The 21,792-nt window shown below is 33.7% G+C and carries 19 protein-coding genes and 2 tRNA genes; 10 read left to right on the forward strand and 11 right to left on the reverse strand.

Annotated features, from left to right (window positions below):
• Positions 1-104: 104 nt before the first annotated feature.
• Complete coding sequence (gene der / locus LXH21_RS02330) at positions 105-1,412, reverse strand: ribosome biogenesis GTPase Der (RefSeq protein WP_239862407.1); 1,308 nt, start codon at positions 1,410-1,412, stop codon at positions 105-107.
• 104 nt (positions 1,413-1,516) lie between these two features.
• Here der and LXH21_RS02335 point away from each other — a divergent pair, with 104 nt between their 5' ends.
• Positions 1,517-2,014 carry a hypothetical protein gene (locus tag LXH21_RS02335; protein WP_239862408.1) on the forward strand — a complete coding sequence of 166 codons (498 nt, stop codon included), beginning with the start codon at positions 1,517-1,519 and terminating at the stop codon, positions 2,012-2,014.
• Between the two features lie 197 nt (positions 2,015-2,211).
• On the opposite strand, the gene era is transcribed toward LXH21_RS02335, so the two are convergent.
• A complete protein-coding gene (gene era, locus LXH21_RS02340; protein ID WP_239862411.1) occupies positions 2,212-3,093 on the reverse strand; it encodes a GTPase Era in 882 nt (293 codons plus the stop codon).
• A gap of 251 nt (positions 3,094-3,344) precedes the next feature.
• Between era and LXH21_RS02345 the strand changes: the two genes are divergently transcribed.
• The 3 genes from LXH21_RS02345 (at position 3,345) to LXH21_RS02355 (ending at position 4,350) form a co-directional block, all read left to right on the forward strand.
• Positions 3,345-3,417, forward strand: a tRNA-Met gene (locus LXH21_RS02345).
• 34 nt (positions 3,418-3,451) lie between these two features.
• Positions 3,452-3,524 (forward strand) — tRNA-Met (locus LXH21_RS02350).
• Between the two features lie 112 nt (positions 3,525-3,636).
• Positions 3,637-4,350, forward strand: coding sequence for a pseudouridine synthase (locus LXH21_RS02355; protein WP_239862413.1), 714 nt, complete (start codon positions 3,637-3,639; stop codon positions 4,348-4,350).
• A 193-nt stretch (positions 4,351-4,543) separates the two neighbouring features.
• Here LXH21_RS02355 and LXH21_RS02360 read toward each other — a convergent pair whose 3' ends face one another.
• The 4 genes from LXH21_RS02360 to LXH21_RS02375 form a co-directional block, all read right to left on the reverse strand.
• Positions 4,544-5,533 (reverse strand): aldo/keto reductase, encoded by a 990-nt coding sequence (locus tag LXH21_RS02360; protein WP_239862415.1) that lies wholly within the window; start codon positions 5,531-5,533, stop codon positions 4,544-4,546.
• 24 nt (positions 5,534-5,557) lie between these two features.
• Positions 5,558-6,163, reverse strand: coding sequence for a DUF1989 domain-containing protein (locus LXH21_RS02365; RefSeq protein ID WP_239862417.1), 606 nt, complete (start codon positions 6,161-6,163; stop codon positions 5,558-5,560).
• Positions 6,164-6,183: 20 nt separating this feature from the next.
• Entirely contained in the window at positions 6,184-6,846 is a 663-nt protein-coding gene (gene gntA / locus LXH21_RS02370; RefSeq protein WP_239862419.1) for a guanitoxin biosynthesis heme-dependent pre-guanitoxin N-hydroxylase GntA, read from the reverse strand.
• Positions 6,847-6,986: 140 nt separating this feature from the next.
• Positions 6,987-8,510: a DEAD/DEAH box helicase gene (locus LXH21_RS02375; RefSeq protein WP_239862421.1), complete on the reverse strand. Its 1,524-nt coding sequence runs from the start codon at positions 8,508-8,510 to the stop codon at positions 6,987-6,989.
• Between the two features lie 316 nt (positions 8,511-8,826).
• Here LXH21_RS02375 and LXH21_RS02380 point away from each other — a divergent pair, with 316 nt between their 5' ends.
• The 3 genes from LXH21_RS02380 (at position 8,827) to LXH21_RS02390 (ending at position 13,551) form a co-directional block, all read left to right on the forward strand.
• The gene (locus tag LXH21_RS02380; protein WP_239862422.1) at positions 8,827-11,079 is read left to right on the forward strand and encodes an FUSC family protein; all 2,253 of its coding nucleotides are present in this window, start codon (positions 8,827-8,829) and stop codon (positions 11,077-11,079) included.
• Between the two features lie 243 nt (positions 11,080-11,322).
• Positions 11,323-12,705, forward strand: a complete 1,383-nt coding sequence (locus LXH21_RS02385; protein ID WP_239862425.1) for an NAD-dependent succinate-semialdehyde dehydrogenase — start codon at positions 11,323-11,325, stop codon at positions 12,703-12,705.
• A gap of 207 nt (positions 12,706-12,912) precedes the next feature.
• Complete coding sequence (locus tag LXH21_RS02390; protein WP_239862426.1) at positions 12,913-13,551, forward strand: SDR family oxidoreductase; 639 nt, start codon at positions 12,913-12,915, stop codon at positions 13,549-13,551.
• Positions 13,552-13,647: 96 nt separating this feature from the next.
• Here LXH21_RS02390 and LXH21_RS02395 read toward each other — a convergent pair whose 3' ends face one another.
• Both LXH21_RS02395 and LXH21_RS02400 read right to left on the reverse strand, forming a co-directional pair.
• Complete coding sequence (locus tag LXH21_RS02395) at positions 13,648-14,502, reverse strand: leucine-rich repeat domain-containing protein (protein ID WP_239862428.1); 855 nt, start codon at positions 14,500-14,502, stop codon at positions 13,648-13,650.
• A gap of 200 nt (positions 14,503-14,702) precedes the next feature.
• Positions 14,703-14,978: a 4a-hydroxytetrahydrobiopterin dehydratase gene (locus tag LXH21_RS02400; protein WP_239862430.1), complete on the reverse strand. Its 276-nt coding sequence runs from the start codon at positions 14,976-14,978 to the stop codon at positions 14,703-14,705.
• Positions 14,979-15,082: 104 nt separating this feature from the next.
• Here LXH21_RS02400 and LXH21_RS02405 point away from each other — a divergent pair, with 104 nt between their 5' ends.
• Positions 15,083-16,240, forward strand: coding sequence for a peptidogalycan biosysnthesis protein (locus tag LXH21_RS02405; protein ID WP_239862432.1), 1,158 nt, complete (start codon positions 15,083-15,085; stop codon positions 16,238-16,240).
• Here the strand turns inward: LXH21_RS02405 and LXH21_RS02410 are convergent.
• Positions 16,224-17,117 (reverse strand): diacylglycerol/lipid kinase family protein, encoded by an 894-nt coding sequence (locus LXH21_RS02410; protein WP_239862434.1) that lies wholly within the window; start codon positions 17,115-17,117, stop codon positions 16,224-16,226. The genes LXH21_RS02405 and LXH21_RS02410 overlap by 17 nt on opposite strands.
• Before the next feature lie 64 nt (positions 17,118-17,181).
• Between LXH21_RS02410 and LXH21_RS02415 the strand changes: the two genes are divergently transcribed.
• Complete coding sequence (locus LXH21_RS02415) at positions 17,182-18,147, forward strand: App1 family protein (RefSeq protein ID WP_239862436.1); 966 nt, start codon at positions 17,182-17,184, stop codon at positions 18,145-18,147.
• 160 nt (positions 18,148-18,307) lie between these two features.
• Here the strand turns inward: LXH21_RS02415 and LXH21_RS02420 are convergent, their stop codons facing one another.
• A complete protein-coding gene (locus tag LXH21_RS02420; protein ID WP_239862438.1) occupies positions 18,308-20,215 on the reverse strand; it encodes an ABC-F family ATP-binding cassette domain-containing protein in 1,908 nt (635 codons plus the stop codon).
• A gap of 64 nt (positions 20,216-20,279) precedes the next feature.
• On the opposite strand from LXH21_RS02420, the gene LXH21_RS02425 reads away from it, so the two are divergent.
• Positions 20,280-20,702: a DUF983 domain-containing protein gene (locus LXH21_RS02425; RefSeq protein ID WP_239862440.1), complete on the forward strand. Its 423-nt coding sequence runs from the start codon at positions 20,280-20,282 to the stop codon at positions 20,700-20,702.
• Here LXH21_RS02425 and LXH21_RS02430 read toward each other — a convergent pair.
• Positions 20,695-21,750 (reverse strand): NAD(P)/FAD-dependent oxidoreductase, encoded by a 1,056-nt coding sequence (locus LXH21_RS02430; protein ID WP_239862442.1) that lies wholly within the window; start codon positions 21,748-21,750, stop codon positions 20,695-20,697. The genes LXH21_RS02425 and LXH21_RS02430 overlap by 8 nt on opposite strands.
• Positions 21,751-21,792 lie beyond the last annotated feature (42 nt).

The raw sequence follows: 21,792 nt of genomic DNA on the forward strand, positions 1-21,792 counted from the left end.
TTTAGGACATACAAAGGAATGAAAGGTTTAATCACATTAAAAAAAAATACCCCAAAAAAGTAAATTACTTTTTTGGGGTAGTATAAAAAAAACAGTGTATCTGTTTATTTCTCTCTAATATAAATATCAATTGGCACTCCAGAAAAATCCCAGTTATCTCTAATTTTATTTTCAAGGTAACGTTTGTAAGGCTCTTTTACATACTGAGGCAAATTGGCAAAAAACACAAACTGAGGTGTTTTGGTTGGCAATTGCATACAATATTTAATTTTTACATACTTTCCTTTGGTAGCTGGTGGCGGATACGCTTCAATAATTTTCAACATATAATCATTAAATTTTGAAGTTGGTATACGTTGTTGTCTGCTTTCAAACACTTTTACAGTAGCTTCCAATGCTTTTAACAATCGTTGTTTTGTCAATGCCGAAACAAATAGAATAGGCACGTCTGTAAATGGCATTAATTGTTCTCTAATTTGCTCTTCATAGTCACGAGTTGTCATCGTTTCTTTTTCGACCAAATCCCATTTGTTCACTAAGATTACAACACCTTTACGGTTTTTTTCTGCCAACCAAAATATACTTTGATCTTGCCCTTCAAAACCACGAGTAGCGTCAATAATCAAAATACAAATATCTGCATGCTCAATAGCACGAACCGAACGCATAACAGAATAAAATTCCAAATCCTCTTTAACTTTTGCTTTACGACGGATTCCCGCTGTATCTACCAAGTTAAATTCGAATCCAAAACGGTCAAATTTAGTATCAATTGCATCACGAGTTGTTCCTGCAATATCGGTAACAATATATCTTTCTTTTCCAATCAAGGCGTTGATGAAACTAGATTTTCCAGCATTAGGACGTCCTACTACTGCAAAACGAGGTAAGTCTGAAACTTCTTCAACTTCTGGCTTTTCTGGAAAAGCTTTGATTAAAGCGTCTAACAAATCCCCAGTTCCACTTCCTGAAATACTTGCAAAAGTATAGTACTCACCTAATCCTAGGTTGTAAAATTCTACTGCATCTTTCTCACGCATTGCATTATCGACTTTATTAACTGCCAACAATACTGGTTTTTTTACTTTACGCAGCAATTTTGCTACAGTATCATCCATAGGCGTAATTCCCTCTTCGACATCAACGACAAAGATGATAACATCTGCCTCGTCAATTGCCAATTCTACTTGCTTGCGAATTTCTCCTTCAAACACATCATCAGACCCACGCACATACCCACCGGTATCAATAACAGAAAACTCTTTTCCATTCCACTCGCTTTTACCGTAGTTTCTATCACGGGTAACTCCCGAAACAGAATCTACAATAGCTTCTCTTCTTTGTATCAGCCTATTGAAAAGGGTTGATTTCCCCACATTAGGTCTTCCTACTATCGCAACAATATTATTCATAATCTATTTTTCAAATATTTTGCAAAGGTAGTGTAAAAACGTTGAATATCAATTATTTTAGTACATTAGCTATGAGCAAAATCTAAATTAATAAAATAAAAGACATGGATACTGACAAGGAAATCACTCTACGTTTACGTTTTTATCTGGATATTCCGGAAAACAGTATTCAAATACTCCAGAAATTTAAGGATCATTCACTTCAAAAATCAGATGATTTTGCTGTAAAAAAAAGCGGAAATCATATTTGGCTTGACATAATTGAATCAAAAAGAAAATACTGGTCTCCTCATTTACATTTAGAGATAGAATCTAAAAGCGAAAAAGAAACACATATAAGAGGGTTATATGGACCTGACCCAACTCTATGGACATTTTTCATGTTTCTGCATTTTATTATTGCTGGTATTTTTCTGGTATTTTGTGCGATTGCCTATTCTGATTCTGTTTTAAAAAATCCTATCACTATAGACATAGTCATCATGGGCTTGATGACATTACTTTGGTTTATACTTTATTATCTAGCTAAATCTATTCGAAAGAAAGGACATCCTCAAATGAATGATTTGGAAAAATATTTTCACACTATTCTTAAATCATAAAAAATCCCGATGTCATCTTCAGATTTCATCGGGATTTTTTCATGATAATTACTTAATTTGATGCCAAGCCGTTATTAGTTGCACGATACCGCGTAAAGGATAGAAGTGGAAATCCTTTTTAACTGGCTTTTTCTGCCAGTTGAAACGATTGTAACGGATAGCCTGGCCCTTTTTCTGGGACACGCCCAAATTATTATTTATTGATTGTAACCAAAACGTTTTAACATATTGGCGTTGCTTCTCCAGTTTTTATTCACCTTTACATACAACTCAATATGAATTTGTTTTCCAAAGAATTTTTCTAAATCTTCACGGGACTCCATTCCTACTTTCTTTAAAGCAGCACCTTTATGCCCAATAATAATTCCTTTTTGAGTCTCACGCTCCACCATAATCAACGAACGAATTCGGATGATATTTTCATCTTCAAAAAACTCTTCGGTAACGATCTCAACCGCATACGGAATCTCTTTACTGTAATTCAATAAGATTTTTTCACGAATCGTTTCATTAACAAAAAAACGTTCTGGTTTATCTGTTAATTGATCCTTTGGATAATAAGCTGGTGATTCTGGTAATAGTTCAATTATACGACCAAAAACTTCTGGCACATTAAAATTTTTCAATGCTGAAATAGGAAAAATTTCGGCATTTGGAACTTTTTCAGCCCAAAAAGCTACTTGTTCTTCCAATTGCTCTTGATTGGAATTGTCAATTTTGTTCAACAATAATAATACAGGGATTTTGGCATGGATGATTTTATTGAAAAAAGCTTCATCTTTTAAATTCTGCTCACCGATCTCTACCATGTAAATAAGGATATCTGCATCTTCAAAAGCCGATTTAACGAAATTCATCATCGACTCCTGCATTTCGTAAGCGGGTTTGATGATTCCAGGAGTATCCGAAAGTATTAACTGAAAGTCTTCTCCGTTTACAATTCCTAATATTCTATGTCTCGTAGTTTGTGCTTTTGAGGTAATGATAGACAATCTCTCCCCTACAAACGCATTCATCAACGTTGACTTCCCTACATTAGGATTCCCAATAATATTTACAAAACCTGCCTTATGTGTCATTTACTTAATTTTTTTAATGCTGCAAAGATAATCATATCAAGTTAATAGATGAAATAAAACATTTTTTAAAATTATAGCTTGTAAATCTAGAATTTATATGTATCTTTGCACCCGAAACAACGAGGAAATGCATTAGCAACCTTACTGAATCACATCCGGTAAAACGGAAATAAGTTCTGAAAACATTTTGTGTAATATAAATAAACAAAGCTAGCCTAGCAGAGTTTAAAAAGCACAAGTTTATAATATATCGCGGGATAGAGCAGTAGGCAGCTCGTCGGGCTCATAACCCGAAGGTCACTGGTTCGAGTCCAGTTCCCGCTACTAAGTTAATTTTATTGAGATTACAAACGCACATCGCGGGATAGAGCAGTAGGCAGCTCGTCGGGCTCATAACCCGAAGGTCACTGGTTCGAGTCCAGTTCCCGCTACTAAGAAAGCTTCATAGAAATATGAAGCTTTTTTTTTGTTTATTATATTTTACAAAATTCCTGATTGTATTGCGCTTTCAAATTAGATCATAATCTCTCCTATTTTTACCAGATGTTAGAAATTCTTTACCAAGACGAATATATTATAGCCATTAATAAACCAAGCGGATTGTTGGTTCATAAATCATTTTATGCACGAGATGCAAAAGTGTATGCCGTTCAAGAATTGAGAAATCAGATAGGAGGCCAACATGTATACCCTATCCATCGTCTTGACAGAAAAACATCTGGTGTTTTACTATTTGCCTTAGACAAAGAGGTTCTTAAAATCATGAATGACCGTTTTGCTAATCGTGAAGTCGAAAAAAAATATTTAGCCATCTTACGTGGGTGGTCAGCTGAAGAACTTACTATTGACTATGATTTAACCAACGACGATGACGTGACACAAAATGCAATTACTTATTTTCGTCGCCTGCAAATTGCTGAAATTGAACTACAATTTAACAACAAACCTACTTCACGATATTGTTTAGTAGAAGCTATTCCTGAAACGGGTCGTATGCATCAATTGCGAAAACATTTTAAGCACATTTTTCACCCCATTTTGGGAAGCCGTCCCCATGGCTGCAACAAGCAAAATAAATTATGGTTAGAAAATTATGAACTAAAAGGCATGATGCTTCATGCACATCAATTGGTATTTAATCATCCAATAACAAATGAACAATTGATTTTGAACGCAAAGATTAATGATGAGTTTGATAAAGTGGGTACTATTCTGAATCTAGATTTAAACGAGTACAAATGGCGTATTAAGTTGTGATTTACTATTTTTTAAAGACAGGTTTTGCAGGCTTAAACAGCATAACAAGCTCAAATAAACGGCTTCACGATCTCTATATTTCTACTAATAAAAAAGCTGCACGCAACTAGGAAACTCTCATGAACTTACCACTTTCCGAATTTCTATACTATTTAGCATTACTTTCATCTAAATTCTGAACGTATCGAACTTCTTATTGAGGCACCTGAGCTTTATCATAAATTAAACCCTGACTTTTCAATTCTTTCCAAAAGTCAATAGGGATTTCTTTTTGTGAAGAATTTATATTCCCTTCCACTTGCTCTGTTTTACTTGCACCAGGAATGATCGACACAAATTCATCTGCAGCGAGTACAAAATGCAAAGCCGCATCTAGAATGGATACATCGTATTTTTTTGCAATGGCATCAATTTGATCACGCTTTTGGTGCATTCCTTTTGGAATTATATCTTTATAATTAAAACGTTCTCTACCAGCAATAAATCCGGAGTTGAAGCCAGCACCAGAAACTAGCTTTACTCCCGCTTTTTTTACCGCTGGCAGTAATCTATCCACTGCGTCCTCATGATCAAGAATCGAATATTGCGTTGCAGACAAACAAATATCTGGATCTGCCGATTCGATACAGTCCAAAATGGGTTCGATCTTGTTGACTCCCATTCCCCAAGCTTTTATGACTCCTTCATCACGTAGTTCCGAGAGCACTTTAAAAGCTCCTTTTCTTGCTTGTTCTAAATAATAAGGATACCTGTCCCCTACTTGGTCCTCTGAGAGGTCATGAACATAAACTATATCAATATGATCTAAACCAGTTCGTTTAAGACTGTCTTCAATCGATTTTTTTACTGCATCTCCTGTGTAAATATGCTTAAAATCGTAATTGTATGGTGCTTTCCACATTGTAGGCGGCACTTCCGATTCAGGCACTTCATTAAACAGTCTCCCTACTTTGGTAGAAAAGACAAAATCTTCATGTTTTTTATTTTGAAGAAAAGATCCAAATCTTCGTTCACTTTTTGTCAGTCCGTACCACGGTGAGGTATCAAAGTATCGAATGCCTACATCCCACGCACGCGCCAGAATTTCATTAGCTTCTTCATCTGATATAATATCAAAAGCAGTTCCAATTGCAACACCACCTAATCCTACTTTATGTTTGTCTGTTATAATTTCGTTTTTCATCTTTAGATATTTAAATGATTATTTTTAGAATACATTTTGAGCTTCATCGGAGACTAAAAAATGTATAGGCTTAAAACTCCCTCCATTACTATCTTCTGCTGAACATGCTGTTAAGCAAACTATCAAATCCATTTCTGCCCTGAATTTCACATAATCTCCCGCAGTTGATGTTGGTGGTAAAACACTTATTTTACCATTGCTATCAAATTGTACATTCATAAATATATTGAAGGCGGTAGGAATATCATCAAGTGCAATTCCATATTCACTTAGGTTCTCACGTAAATTATTCAAGCAACTTGGATGTTCTTCATGGTTGTTATACATTATCTGAAACGTTTCAGGACTGCAAGGCGCTAAAAGAAAGTCATTACGACCATTGGTATCTTCGATGATTTCCATCATCTTATGTGAACGGTTGCTCCAAAGGAAATTTCCTTTGGTTATTAAAATACTTTCTTCAAAATCCAATGTTTTGCCCGATGATAGTTTCTCTTTCGTATCATGACGATTAAATAACACCATATCACTTACTTGCATTCCTAAAGGGTCAATAACAGTTAGAATTTCTCCTTTCTTCATTGTAAATGATGCTCCTTTTTGAGGTGCAATCTTTGTGTAATTTTCCATTTTAAGGTAACTTTTATTATTTATGTATGTTTATGGTGAAAAGGACATTTCCAATTATCACTCACTTTTCTTCCACTATATTGTTTTGTCTCACTATGTTCTCCAAAATCGCGCAAGACCGGATTAATATCTCCCTGTAATTCCTCATCTCTTTTTCTTATTCGGTCGCGTACCGATTTAAATTTACCCATAGCTCTCAATTTTTCGAACTGCATATGTAAATTAAAAACAACCGTACAGTAGGGCGCTTTCCGTGCTATTCTTGAACTTTCTGGGTGCAAACCAATCATATAGAAGGCTTTCCCTTTAACACTAAAACTAAACTTTGAATCATCAGGGTTAGAACTTACTGAATTGTCCCAGTCTGTATCATCACTGTCGTGCAAGCGTTGCAAAAATTGCCACAATGCTTTTTCAAATTCCAGCTCTGATTTAAAGTTGTCATTCTTAAAACAGATTATTAGCGATTCAAACATTTTCGAATCAAAATCATAATTTTTAAGATACGATTCTACATCAGCAAGAATAGGCGTTATGACATTTTCATCAAGAATACTGTCATACACTTTAAGGTCGTATTTCTCCATTTTAAAAACCGAATTTGCAATGACGCAAGGATGCTGCTTTTCGATTATAAAATTTTTATATTCATTTTCTATAGCATTTGATATCTGTGTTTTCATAGCATTTTTATTATGTAGTAAAATTAAAAAGTATGCTATCCTTTTGTCTTACAGAATTTTCAGCAATGGTTGCATGATTTAATTCTACTACTTAAAATGTGAAATTTCGAAAATATAATGATTAGTAATGAAGCTGAAAATTAACCGACCTGAAGACTGGGAGCATGTAATCTTGGATACAATTTCTTTATCAAACCTTTTAATCGGTCTTGGTAATCCTGCATTAACCAATTTTTATAATTTGTAGACGCATGCTCCAAACACTTTACATATTGTTTTACTCGCCATTCCGTTTCTGGAATCAAGGCTTCTGCCAGAGCGATAGCATGACTAAGAGAGTCTGCGTTGTCAAGGCACATTTTGGCTTGCTGTCTTATCGATTGCTGAATAACAGTTTTTGGTTTTTTCTCGGTGTCGATTGCTTCATGATAATAACTATCAATATCAAAGGTGAGTTCTAAAGTTCTGGAAAACTGAGAACGAATTTCAGGAGTAAGTGTATGAGACTGAAAAGAAGAATTTGAACTTACTTGATAATGCATTTGTTTTGCAAACGTATCGGGATGGTCAAAAATATATTTCCAATCCATAGGAGCATCCCACGCACCAAACCTCTTAATATTATTTCCCAAATCTGTAATTCCAAAAGTCTTTTTTGATCGAAGTCTTCTTGCTCCGCGTCCAATCATTTGATGGTAAAGCGTAATAGATGTTGTTGCTCTGTTAAGAATAACATGTTTTATCGACGGTTCATCAAAGCCCGTTGTAAGAATTGAAACGGAAGTAAGAACAGCATTTTTAGTTTTTTTAAACCATTTCAAAATTTCTTTTCTCTCCTCGTCAGTTGTTTTGTTATCCAAATGTCTTATAGGTATTCCGTTTGCTTTAAATAGTGTTTCAACCTGTTGCGATACTGCAATTCCATTATTAAAAATCAACGTTTTTTTTCCTTTGGCGTTTTCTGTGTATGCTCTTATTAATAATTCCTGCATTGCTTCAGAACCATACAATTCATTTGATGAACTAACTGTGAAGTCACCGTGAATTCCAGTTTTTAACGAATTTAATTCTACTTCATAAATATAGGACTTCGGCTTAGCCAAAAAACCTTTATTTATCAAATCGGCAATGCTTTCCCCCATTAGAAGACTATCATAATAACGATTCATGGGTTTTGAAATATCAGAGCTAAACGGGGTCGCAGTAGCCCCAATGACAAATGCATGTTTGAATTTTCTAGTTAATTTTCGAAAAGAATTATGATGTGCTTCATCTATAATGACAAGTCCTACATCTTTTGTATTGATTTTTTTGGCTTTTATTCTATTGCGAACTGTCTCGACCATCGCAACATAACAACTCGAATTATTTGTGAAATTTTTAGTCTTACTACTAATTATTCGATTTTGAACAGTTAGCTTTTTTAATGTAGTAGATGTCTGCTTGCACAACTCATTGCGATGAGTTAAAATCATAACCTTTTTGCCGAATTGCTCAATGTATCTACGTGCAATCTCTGAGAAAACCACCGTTTTCCCTCCACCTGTTGGCAACTGATATAGAAGTTTTCGATTTTGTTTGTTTTGAATACTATCAAAAATTGTAGTAATATCTTTTTGTTGATAATCGTAAAACGACGTAGTATTCTGTTTTGTAGTTTCCATATTGATAGTAATAAGTAGTGATAGTGCTCTTAATTTTCGAAAGCTAAAAAGCGTTTTGTAGCGCTATCTTTCAGTGAAATAAAATTAAATCTATACGCTATCATATCTTTATACTATTTGGCTCGTACATTATATAATTGCAATTCGTTTACCTACTGGCTTTTTAGCCAGAGGAGCTTTTACTGTGGTTCCGAAAATTTGAAAAGTAAAGTTAGCAAGACTAATTAAATTTGATCAAGAGCCAAATCATAAAAGATTTTTTAAGACGACTCTTTCCGGCAATTATTCTATCTTTAAAATAAAATCAAAAAAAGGTTTGAAAGAAAAACGCAAACAATTAGAATTATTTTTAAAAAGTTCCAGCTTTTATCGAGGTATTCGCATAGGACTAGGAATTGTTACACCCTTAGCTATCTTAAACCTTTTGGGGTATTCCGCCTATGCACCAGCAGTTGCGGTTGGAACTTTTTTGATCGCTCCGAGTGACATTCCAGGTAGTTTCAAGCGAAAGATATATGCATTTATCATTACTATTCTATTAACGATGCTAGTAACTACAATTGTATTATTTGCAAAACCCTATCTCACTGTTTTATTACTCGTGCTTGCTGTAATTACATTTGGAATTTCTCTACTTTCAGTATATGGTTTTCGAGCATCGTTGGTGTCTTTTTCTGGCTTATTGGCTATGGTGATTTCTCTTGCCGTGCAAAAAGCATCTGTAAGTGAAATTTTGACGCAAGTAGCTTTGATGGGTATCGGTGGTATATGGTACCTAACTGTTGCTTTTATTTTTCGAAAACTAACATTTATAAAAGACCAAAATCAATTATTATCAGACACTTTACTGCTTATTGGGAATTATCTAAAACTGCGCGCTAAACTTTTGACACAGAAGAACAAGCGAGAAGAACGTTTGAAAAAAACTTTTGCTTTACAACATCAAATTAATGATAAGCATGAAACCTTACGAGAAGCGCTGCTTGCCGCCCGTAAAAAATCTGGGCGATCTCAGGTAGAAGAAAAACAACTTTTAATACTTTCCTCTTCAATTAATATTTTCGAATTGATCGAAGCTACTCACATGGATTACAAAGTAATTGATGGTATTTTTGGGGAACAGAGCACTTATTTAAAAAGTTCTCAAAATCTAAGTAAGGTAATGGGAAATCATTTAATTCGCCTTTCAGAATTACTCATTCAGAAAGATACAATTCCCGATAAAAAACCATTGCTCATTGCCCTACATGATGCAAGTGAGTCGATCAGCAATTACACATCAGATGTTACAATACCAGAAGCTCGTGACGGAGCATTACTACTGCATAATTTACATGATTATCAAGAACAACTGCTTCAAGAAATCCGAATTATTAGGAGAATCATGGCCAATGTAGATGATGAATCGAATACTAATTTTAATAGCCAAGATGCAGCTCAATTTCTAACAATGCAGGAGTATAATTTAAATATTCTACTTCAAAATTTGAACTTGAATTCCACAACTATGAGACATTCTTTGCGACTAACAATTGCTATAGTATTTGCTTTTTTGTTTGGGACCTTTTTCGAAATTCAAAATACCTACTGGATTTTATTGACAGTAATTGTAATCATGCGTCCCAATTTTGGCTTGACCAAAGAACGCTCCAAAGACCGAATTATAGGAACCTTAGTTGGCGCAGTGGTTGCCGTTGCTATTGTCTTGCTAACTCAAAATTTAATTATCTACGGCATCCTCGCATTTATCTCCTTAGTCCTCTCTTTTGCGTTGACCCAACAAAATTACAAGTTTGCTGCCGCACTCATTACAATAACCATTGTATTTGTCTATTCCTTTATTAACCCGAATGCTTTTGAGGTGATTCAATACCGCGTTCTAGATACTGTCATTGGATCAGCTATAGCAGTTGCCGCCAATTATTTACTTTTCCCTAGTTGGGAAGCAGATAATCTACAACAAGTACTTCTCACCGCTTTTAAAAAAAACAGAGACTATCTGTTAGCGACTCAAAACTCTTATAAAGATTTCACTAAAAATAAATTTGCCTATAATTTGGCTAGAAAAGAAGCTTTTCTTGCCATGAGTAATTTAAATGCAGCTTTTCAACGACTTACACAAGACCCAAAATCAAAACAGAAAGAGTTTCAATTGATTTATGAGATTGTTACACTTCATCAGAATATGATTTCAGCCATTGCTTCAATAGGTAATTTTGTTAGCAATCATAAGACCACCAATACCTCAGAAGAATTTGATCATTTAATTGCACAAATTGCAATTACTCTTAAAAACACTTTGGACACTTTAAGCGATAATCAAGAAGCGAAAATTAATGTCGAAAAAAACATTGAAGATTCGCAGAAAAAACTGTTCGCCAATTACAAAGAATTATCAAATTTAAGAGATCGAAATATTAATCGAGGACAGACTGAAATCGACTCAGACACACTTCACGGTTTGCAGGAAGCCTATTTGATTGCTAACAATCTTATCTGGTTACAAACGATCTCAGAAAACCTTGACAAAGCAATTAATAGGTACCACACCTCTATCGCACTCAACTAAATATTTAAATGAGTAATTACTTTGAGATTGTAGCACTGCTGGTAATTCTTTCTCTCTTTATGGGAATAATGTAATTCCCAATACTAATTACATAACGACTTTAGATAGCCAAAAATGTAACTTTGTAATCCCGTTTGAATTTTTACAAACGGCACTCTACATATAGGGAATTTCATTTCCAACTCATTTCAAAAATTCCTTAGGAGTTAATTCGAAATAAATATTTAATTAAATACTATTATTATGTCAATACAAACGATCAACCCGAACACCAATAAAACTATAAAGTCATTTGATGAAATGACCGATAAGATAGTTGATGCCAAAATTGAGAAAGCTAATTTGACATTTACAGATTGGAAAAAAACATCCTACCAAGAAAGAGCAGATCTACTACATAAGGTCGCTGATTTAATGCGAGCAAAAAAGACAGACCTAGCAAAAATTATTACGTTAGAAATGGGAAAATTGCTATCACAAGCAGAAGGAGAAATAGACGTGAGTGCGTCAATTTTAGACTACTATGCTGATAATGGAGAAACATTTTTGGCCGATAAAATACTAGATCCAGAACATGGAGCGGCGATTATTAGAAATAGTCCGATTGGAGTTTTACTAGGTGTGATGCCTTGGAACTTCCCTTTTTACCAAGTGGTGCGATTTGCCGCTCCAAACATTATGGTAGGAAATACAATTGTACTTAAACATGCATCAATAGTTCCTCAATGTGCAGAAGCAATTGAGAAGTTGTTTGAAGAAGCAAATGCTCCCGAAGGTTTGTACACAAATTTATATATCAGTGGAAAAAACGCTTCAAAACTAGTAGCTGATAAGCGCATTAAAGGAGTATCACTAACGGGAAGTGAAGATGCAGGTGCTAGCATTGCAATGGAAGCTGGTAAACATCTCAAAAAAGTAGTACTAGAATTAGGAGGTAATGACCCGTTTATTATACTCGAAGATGCCGATATTGAAAAAACAGTGGAATGGGCAGTAGTGGGAAGAATGAATAATAATGGACAATGCTGTGTAGCATCCAAACGATTTATCGCAGTGGAAGCTATTGCGGATAAATTTCTTGAAAAATTCAAAGAAAAGCTATCTCAAATGAAGGTAGGCGACCCAATGGATCCGAATACCGAACTTGGTCCTTTGAGTAGTGAAGCGGCGGCTGTTCATCTTGCCGATCAATTAAATCGCAGCATTGATGAAGGTGCAACTGTTTTGCTAGGAGGCAAGAGACCTGAACGAGAAGGTGCTTTTATGGAACCGACAATACTGACGGACCTCAAACCTGAAATGACCGCGTACTACGAAGAACTTTTTGGCCCAGTTGCCTCATTTTATATAGTGAAAGATGAGAATGAAGCTATTGAACTTGCAAATGATTCTCAATTTGGTCTTGGAGCATCCATTTTTACTCAAGATGTAGAGCGTGGTAAAGCAATAGCAGACCAGATTGATAGTGGAATGGTTTTTATTAATCATCCCACATGGACACAAGCAGATCTTCCTTTTGGTGGAACAAAACGTTCTGGTTTTGGTAGAGAATTATCTGAACTAGGTATACACGAATTTGTGAACAAAAAATTAATTCGCATAAGCGGACTCAACGATCCTTTTTAGGAAATAAATATCCCTTTGCAGATATTCTAGTAGTTGTAATAACTACATCGGAACCGCAAAATCATAAACTTAAAACTATAGTAAATCGTATTAGTTCCAGAAGTACTGGAACTGATAGATTTACTTTAAAAATTAAATCATAAATATCGTATTGCGTTGAACTTTATAAAAGTTTTAGACCAATACACTTAATTATAAAAATTTATTATGTCAAACGAGAAGCAAAATATACTTATAGCAGGAGCTCACGGAACTACAGGTAAAATCATTATCGAATTACTTCAGCAGTCAGATAAATATAATCCTATTGCGATGGTGAGAAAACAAGATCAGAAAACGTATTTTGAAGAAAAAAATATAGCAGCGGTTCTTGCCAATTTAGAGGATGAAGATTTAAGCAATGCAGTAGCAAATGCACACAAAATTATATTTGCTGCAGGATCGAAAGGAAAAAATGTAATCGGTGTTGATCAAGAAGGTGCTAAAAACTTAATAAAAGCAGCAGAAAATTCAGGAGCGAAGAAATTTGTGATGTTAAGCACCATGGGAGCCGATGAGCCTTCTGTCAATAAAGAGCTCGAAGAATATTTAAAAGCAAAGCAAAATGCGGATGAATTTTTACAATCTAGCGGATTAGATTATAGTATTGTAAGACCAGGATCATTGACCGATAATAGTGGGACAGGTACAATACAATTGGAAGACAAATTAGGAGAACATGGAGAAATCCCTAGAGCAGATGTTGCTAAAACATTAGTGAATATGCTTGACGATAATATCAAACACAATCAAGTATTTGAAATTATATCTGGTGATGTCGCAATCGAAAAAGCATTAGCCAACTAAGAATAATAGTTTATAGAAAATAATAAAGCTGTCTTGGAGGAGACAGCTTTATAAACAAAATTATTAAATACTAACATTATGAAAAAACATACTAAATTATTCCTCAGACACTAATGGTCTTTGAATATCCATTGCAACATTCAACAATACTGCAACTCCTTTTTCATTAAACATTGTCATGTTTAATGTATCTAAAACAGCCAATCTTCTAGATATCAATCCACTGAATTTATTATAAGAAATATTCATTTCTTTTAACTGATTTAATTTTTCTAATTCGAAAGGAATTTGACCAACAAAATTATTTTCGAATAAACTTAAATTCTCCAATGATTTCATATCTGAAATATGATAGCTTAACTCTCCAGTCAATTTATTACTATTAAGCAACAATATTTTTAAATTTGCTATCTCATAAAGAGAGACCGGAATTTCACCTTCAATTTCATTATTAAAAAGTGACAAAGTTTCAAGATTTTGTAAATCTCCTATTTGGGCAGGTAAATTACCAGATAGTCTGTTCATAAACAAACTAACATTTTGTAGTTTAGTCAAGTTACAAATAGTAACTGGAATAGTTCCTGATAGTTGATTAAATGAAATATTTAAAACCTTTAAGTCTTTTAATTTATCCAAATCCGCAGGAATTGTACCTGAAATTTTATTTCTATGTAAATTTAATTCTTGTAAATCCACAAGGTTTGTGATTTCAATTGGCAAAGCTCCTGTTAAATTGTTATTTGATAAATTCAAAGACACAATTTTATTCCCCTCTACTTTTACACCGTACCAACTAGAAACAGATGAGGCTAAATCCCATTTTGTTTTCCAATTTGCACCATCAGTAGCATCATAAATTTTAATTAGGGTAGCTTGATCCGACGATGAAACCTGTGCTATCATTAAAAATGATACCATAGCAGTCAAAACAAATGTGAATATATTTTTCATAACCGTAATTTTAATTAAATAATACGATCAAATATACGTTTAACACAGTCTTAAAGCTAAAATAATCGACGAACAGCATTATAAAAATATATTTGTAATCTAAATACTTCTTTTAACTGCAATTGCATATAAATAATTTACTTAAAACACAGTGCATCTAATTGTCATATTTAAAAGATGAAAATCACCTACTACTCAATTTATAATTTTTCTATTGCTGTCGCTAGATCGAAATCTTTTTCTGTCACACCATCTGCGTCATGTGTTGATAATCGTATGGTTACCTTGTTATAAACATTGAATAATTCTGGGTGATGATTCGCTTTTTCGGATAATAGACCTACTTGCACGATGAAGCCAAGTGCTTGATTAAAATTTTTAAATGTAAATTTCTTTTCGATTCCGTTATTATCAAATTTCCAGCCTTCAATTTTTGAAAGTAAAGGGACAGCCGTTTTTTCTGTAAACGTTTTCATAGTGTGTGATTTTAGATAGATAAAATTAGTTAATATTTTCCTATTCGCTTTCTATATTAACTTTAATTGGTAATTTAGACCTCTCAAAAACCGGCCATTCTACCTTGAAACCAAACTTTTCTTTCCAAATTTATTCTTCTGTTAATAACCTTCCTGACGAATGGGATTCTCTGTCTAAAAACAACATTTTTTTAAGCAGCTACTATTTGGTTATTCTCGAAAAGGCAGCGCCTATTAATATGCAATGCTATTTTATTGGAATATTTAAAGATAATAAGCTAGTTGGAATTTCATTGGCACAGTATATCAATCTAAGCAAAGTAAATTCATTAGGAGACAGAGATCATCGTTTTAAAACTATCATCAAAAACTTCTTGTTCAAAAGGTTTATTTCGAAAGTTTTAGTCATTGGTAATAATATGCTAACAGGTCAAAACTGTTATAGTTTTAGTTCTGAAATTGAAGTAAAAGACGGTATCGAAGCCTTACATGGCGCGGCAAATGTACTTACTGCACAACTCAAAGCTCAAAATAATAAAATAAATCTCACTGTATATAAGGACTTTTTGACCACTAACGATCATTTTTTTAAAACTTCCGATTTTAAGCCTTTCTACCAATTTAATATTCAGCCCAATATGGTCTTTGCTATTAAATCTTCTTGGCAATCAATGGATGATTATATTGGTGATTTAAATAAAAAATATCGAGATCAATACAAACGTGCTCGAAAAAAAGCATCAGGTATTGAGAAAAGAAAATTATCTCTTGACGAAGTTAAATCCCTTCACAATCGCATAAACGAACTTTATCTAAATGTAGCTCAAAATGCTCCTTTCAATACTTTCTATCTTTCAGAGAATCATTTTGAAATATTCAAAGAGAAACTTCATGACAACTTTTTATTTTACGGTTATTTCCTAAATGAAGAATTGATAGGTTTTAACACCTTGATAAAAAATGGAGATGATATTGATACCTATTTTTTAGGTTATGATGAAGGTTATCAAAGAGAAAAAATGTTGTATCTGAATATGTTATATGATATGATTGGATACTCTATCAATAAAAAGTACAAGCGAATTATATTTGCAAGAACTGCACTTGAGATTAAGAGTTCTGTAGGCGCTATACCTGTAGCAATGTTTGGGTTGATTAAACATCAAAACTATTTTATCAATCTACTAATGGCAAAAAGCTTTATTTACTTTGAACCAAAAACAATTTGGCAGCAAAGAAATCCATTTAAAGAGGTGCTATAATACTTTTAATCGGCACAGCAACTTTCATTTTTGAAGTAGCCATCTTAACATTTAGAGTAGACTCTGTACCGCAATATTCGCCATCAATTTGAAAATTCACTGGTCTGTTGGTTATTATTCTTGCACAATCTGTACTTATTATTTCAAGATTTTGAGTTTCAATAGCCGTATTACCCGCAATAATTTGCCCAATAACGATTAAGTCTAAATTCTTTAAAATAATCAATTCGAACTTTCCATCTGTCATGAGACCGTTAGGGTTTATGACAATCCCTGTACCGTACTTTTGAGAGTTGGCAATTACAATCATTCTTGCCTCACACTCGATAGTTTTACCATTGGCATCAATAATAGCGCTAAAAGGATCTTCTCGTTCTATTAAGGTATTTACAGCTTGTATTGCATAACCGAGCTTTCCTCTTACTGTACTTTTTTCGTAATTTTTTATTAATTCGGCATTCAATCCTATATCACTGAGATGCAAGCTATTTTTCCCATTGATTAACACCATATCAATATCTAAGACATTATCCTTAAAAGCAATTTCTAAACATTCTAAAACTGTTTCCGGCAAACCCAGATCAGTAGCCAACCCATTTGCTGAGCCTGCTGGCAAGATTCCAAAAATAACATCTTCTTGCTCCAACGCTTCTGCTACTAATTTGATAGTACCATCTCCGCCAGCAATAAGCACGCGTTCAGGAGTATGCTTAAGAAATAATTCCTTTATATTAAAAATGTCGTTGGTCCCTTGCGTTTCATAAAGCACAAAATTCTTGTCTTTACGAGTTGTAAAGTGAGATACTGTTTTTACCATATCGGTTTTATCAATATCGCCAGAAATAGGGTTGACAATTAAAATAACATTATTTTTCACTGCTTTAGTTCTTTATATGATATTTAATAATTAATTTTCAGAATGCTCAAAAGTATTAAATAAAATGAAACCAATTTTAAAATTATATCGCGGTTACGCTAATGAACAAGAATTAATTGTCATGGGACATGTTTTCTTACCTACAAATAAGAAGGATTATGATTTTTTGTCGAAAAAGTTTAAAAACGCAACTGCTACCATAAATATGTTCCGAATCAAAACTCACGCAAATGCGACAGTTTACCTAGAACACCACCATGAAAAAATCGAAACCAAAACGCTCGACGATGGCTACTTTAAATTTTGCATTCCTTTAAAAGAAGATCAATATGGATGGATCGATTATACGGTGAGTATATTATACAACAATAAGACTATAACTTGTACTGAAAGCTACAACAGACCCAAACAAGGAGATTTAGGAATAATTTCTGATATTGATGACACACTGATCATATCTTACACCAGAAGTCCGATAAAGAAAATTTATCATCTACTTTTTAAGAATGTTCATAAACGAAAGATTTTTGATGATGTAGCGCTACATTATCAAGCCTTGAGCGCAGCAGGAAGAGAAGACAAATTGGAAAAAAACATTTTTTTCTATGTATCTAGCAGCGAGTGGAATTTATACCGGTTGATAATTAAGTTTGCAGAATTACATCAATTACCAAAAGCAGTGCTATTGTTAAAAGATATCAAAACGAGTTTGACTCAATTTTTCTGGTCTTTCAAACAAAGCCACAATCATAAATACGAAAAAATAAAACATATACTAGAATTCTATCCTCAAATACAATATGTACTGCTGGGAGATGATTCTCAAAAAGATGCTTATTTATATGAAGTAATTTGCAAAATATTCCCTTTGAGTGTAAAGGCAATTTATATAAGACAAACGGGGAAGTCTAAAAAGAATAAAATCGCTGCTGTTTTGGAAAATATAGCGACGCTCGATGTTGCTGTTTGTTATTTTGAACATAGTGCAGAAGCTATTGCACATTCAAAAAAGATTGGTATTATAAACTAATGATTTCTGGAGTAAAAAATATAGCCCAGATGGGAATGAAAATCCTTTTATGAAAAACACTATTTTTTGTACCAGTTGCAGAGCGACCAAAGGAAGCTCCTGCAACTGGTTAACAAAAAAAGTGTTACGATTAAAAGATTGTAATGTACAGCTGGATTGGCTACAAATTATCTATCTCTTCTTGAACGATTTCCCAATCTAATAATAATTGGTCTAGATCGGCTTTTTTCTTATTATATGCTTTAAAGAATGCGGCGTCTTCAATATGCTTGTCGTAACTAGACGCTAACTTTTTATCGTCTAGCTGAATATCTTTTTCTAACTGTTTGACTTGACTCTCTATTTTACTAAGTCTATTATTAAGTGACTTTCCTTTCTTTTGGTCCTCGTATGAGGCTTTGTTACTTTCTTTTGGAGCAGCTGCTTTTAAGGCATCTTTTTTCTCCACTTCTCGCATATTTTCTAAATTACGTTGCTCTAGGAAATAATTGATATCGCCAAGATATTCTTTAACTTTTTGATCTTTGAACTCGTAAACAAGATTTGACATTCCTTGCAGGAAATCTCTATCGTGAGATACTAAAAGTAGAGTTCCACCAAATTTTTGCAGAGCAGCTTTCAAAACATTCTTGGATTTGATATCCAAGTGATTGGTCGGCTCATCCATCAGTAGTACATTTATAGGCTGTAACAATAATTTACAAAGTGCCAATCGATTACGCTCACCACCAGAAAGCACTTTTACCTTCTTGTCAACATCATCTCCACGGAATAGAAACGATCCTAACATATCACGCACCTTACTACGGTTGGTATCCATTGCAGCATCTTCCATAGTTTGAAGTAGGGTGATTTCTCCATCAAGATATTCGGCTTGATTTTGAGCAAAATATCCTAGCTGCACATTGTGTCCCAACTTTATATTACCTTGGTATTCAAATTCATCAACAATTGCTTTGATAAAAGTAGACTTACCTTGACCATTTTGTCCCACAAAAGCAATCTTACTTCCTCTTTCTACTAATAAATTAATATCCTTTAGGATAGTTTTATCGCCATAGCTTTTGGTAACATTCTCAGCCTCTACTACTACTCTACCCGGTTCTTTTGAAACTGGAAATGAAATGTTCATTACTGAATTATCATCTTCATCAACTTCAATACGCTCAACCTTATCTAATTTTTTAATTAAGGATTGTGCCATCGAAGCTTTGGATGCTTTGGCACGAAACTTTTCTATCAGTTTCTCTGTTTCTTCAATCTTTTTCGCTTGGTTTTTTTGAGTAGCCAGTTGTTTTTCACGAATTTCGTGACGCAGCTCTAGGTATTGCGAGTAAGGTTTATTAAAATCGTATGCCTTACCTAATGAAATTTCGATTGTTCTATTGGTAACATTATCAAGAAACATTTTATCATGAGATACAATTACAACAACTCCTGGGTAATTACGCAAGAAACTCTCCAACCATATGATACTCTCTATATCCAGGTGATTGGTAGGCTCATCTAGTAATAAAACATCATTGGCTTGTAAAAGCAATTTGGCCAACTCTATACGCATTCTCCATCCTCCAGAGAATGTTTCTGTTTGATTATTAAAAACTTCTTTTTTAAAACCTAAACCTAAAAGAATTTTCTCAGTATCGCCAACATAATTATATCCTCCTAATAATTCGAATCGGTGGGTATTATCTGAAAGATCCTCAATTATTTTTGAATACTCTTCACTTTCATAATCAGTGCGAGTTACCAATTGGTGATTAATTTCTTCTAACTTTTTTTCTACAATTTTAATATCAACAAATGCTTCATAAGCTTCTTCTAATACTGTTCTTCCTTGCTCGAAATCAATGTCTTGACGAAGAAATCCCATACGGACATCTTTCTCTTGCGAGATAACACCAGAATCTGGTTTAAAATCACCTGCAAGCATCTTAAGCATAGTGGACTTACCTGCACCGTTTTTACCAACGAGACCAACTCGATCTCCTGCTCCTAATCGGAATGTTACTTCTTCAAATAAATAAGTACCTCCGAATGAAACGGATAAATTGTGTATGTTAAGCATATTTTGTGACTAAAATTACATAGGCAACAATCGTAAAATTGTACCTTTGTTAAAAATTTATAAAATGTTAAAAAAAGGATCAAAACTAAACAGTATCTTGACAGGAACTTGTCCGAAATGTCAAAATGAAAGTATGTATGTGGATAAAAATCCTTTACATCTGGCAAATGTATTAAAAATGAATGAAGATTGCAGTCATTGTGGCTTGCATTATCAAATTGAGCCTTCCTTTTTTTACGGAGCTATGTATGTGAGCTACGGATTAAATGTTGCTTTTGGTATTGCTGCTTTTATAATTTCAAAAGTAATTCTTGGAACCACATTGGCAACTTCCTTCATTGTCATTATCGCAACTTTGATTATTACAGCTCCATATATATTGAGATGGTCGAGAAATATTTATATAAATATGTTTATTAAATATGACCCAAAGACTTCAAAGTCAATTACAAAAGAAACTCCAAAGGGTCAAGCCAACATTACCTAATATAATGTTTGGGCTTAATTCGGTTTATATCAATTTCTTTGTCCAACGGCACTTGATACTCAATTTTTTCGAATAAAGCCTTTGCCATCGCAGGACCTAACATAACACCACGTGTACCTAAGCCGTTTAAGAGATGGATTTGCGTAAATTCAGAGTGCGTACCAATTAAGGGGCGTCTGTCTTTTACAGTTGGTCTAACACCTGCAAAATGTTCTACGATCTCAAATTCACAGTTTATAATTTCTTTGATCCTGTCTACTAGTTCAACTTTCCCTTCTTCTGTTGGTACGTCATTTTTATCTTTCCAATTATAAGTTGCTCCGACCTTAAAGAGATCATCACCAAGAGGTAAGATAAAAACGCTTGTATTTATTATAACATCCAATTTTAACATTGGTGCTTTGATAATAAATAATTCTCCTTTAGTACCATCTAGAGGCAAATGATTAAAGTAGGGATTAGAATGAATTCCGAAACCTTCAGCAAAAATTATATTTCGAAATTCCTTACCTTTATATTGAATACAATCATCACCAAAAGTAATTTTAGAATAATCAAAAGTTTCCTCTCTGAAGCATTCTAAATGTAAAAGATACTCTTTATATGATTGAAGTAAACTAGCCGTATCTACATAACCAGTATGTAACACTTCGCCATAGTTAAAGGGAGAGTCAATTCCTTCATATTTTTTTGTGACTAAACTTAAGGATAGAAAAGGCGAAAGACTTGGTTTATCAGAAGCTGTGAACCAATTATTTTGTTCTTCAATAGAGAAGAATTTACGTAGGATTGGTTTCTTATAATCAAATTGACTTTTCAACTTAGACTCTACAGTTTCGTAAAACGAACGCATAATTTCTAACTGCTCTTTTGCTTTCCAAACTTCACTAAAGCGTTTTAGAATCACTGGGTTATACAAACCTCCAGCAATCTTTGATGAACTTTGCGAATTATCATCAATAACCATAATGGATTTATTATTAAGCAAAGCTACCTCTGCAAAAGAAATCCCTGCTAAACCTGATCCTACTATTAAGTAATCAACCATATAAATTTAAAAAAAAGTGAAATGCAAAAAAAACTCTTACCA

It is taken from the genome of Flavobacterium algicola (genome assembly GCF_022399565.1).
Lineage (GTDB): Bacteria > Bacteroidota > Bacteroidia > Flavobacteriales > Flavobacteriaceae > Flavobacterium > Flavobacterium algicola.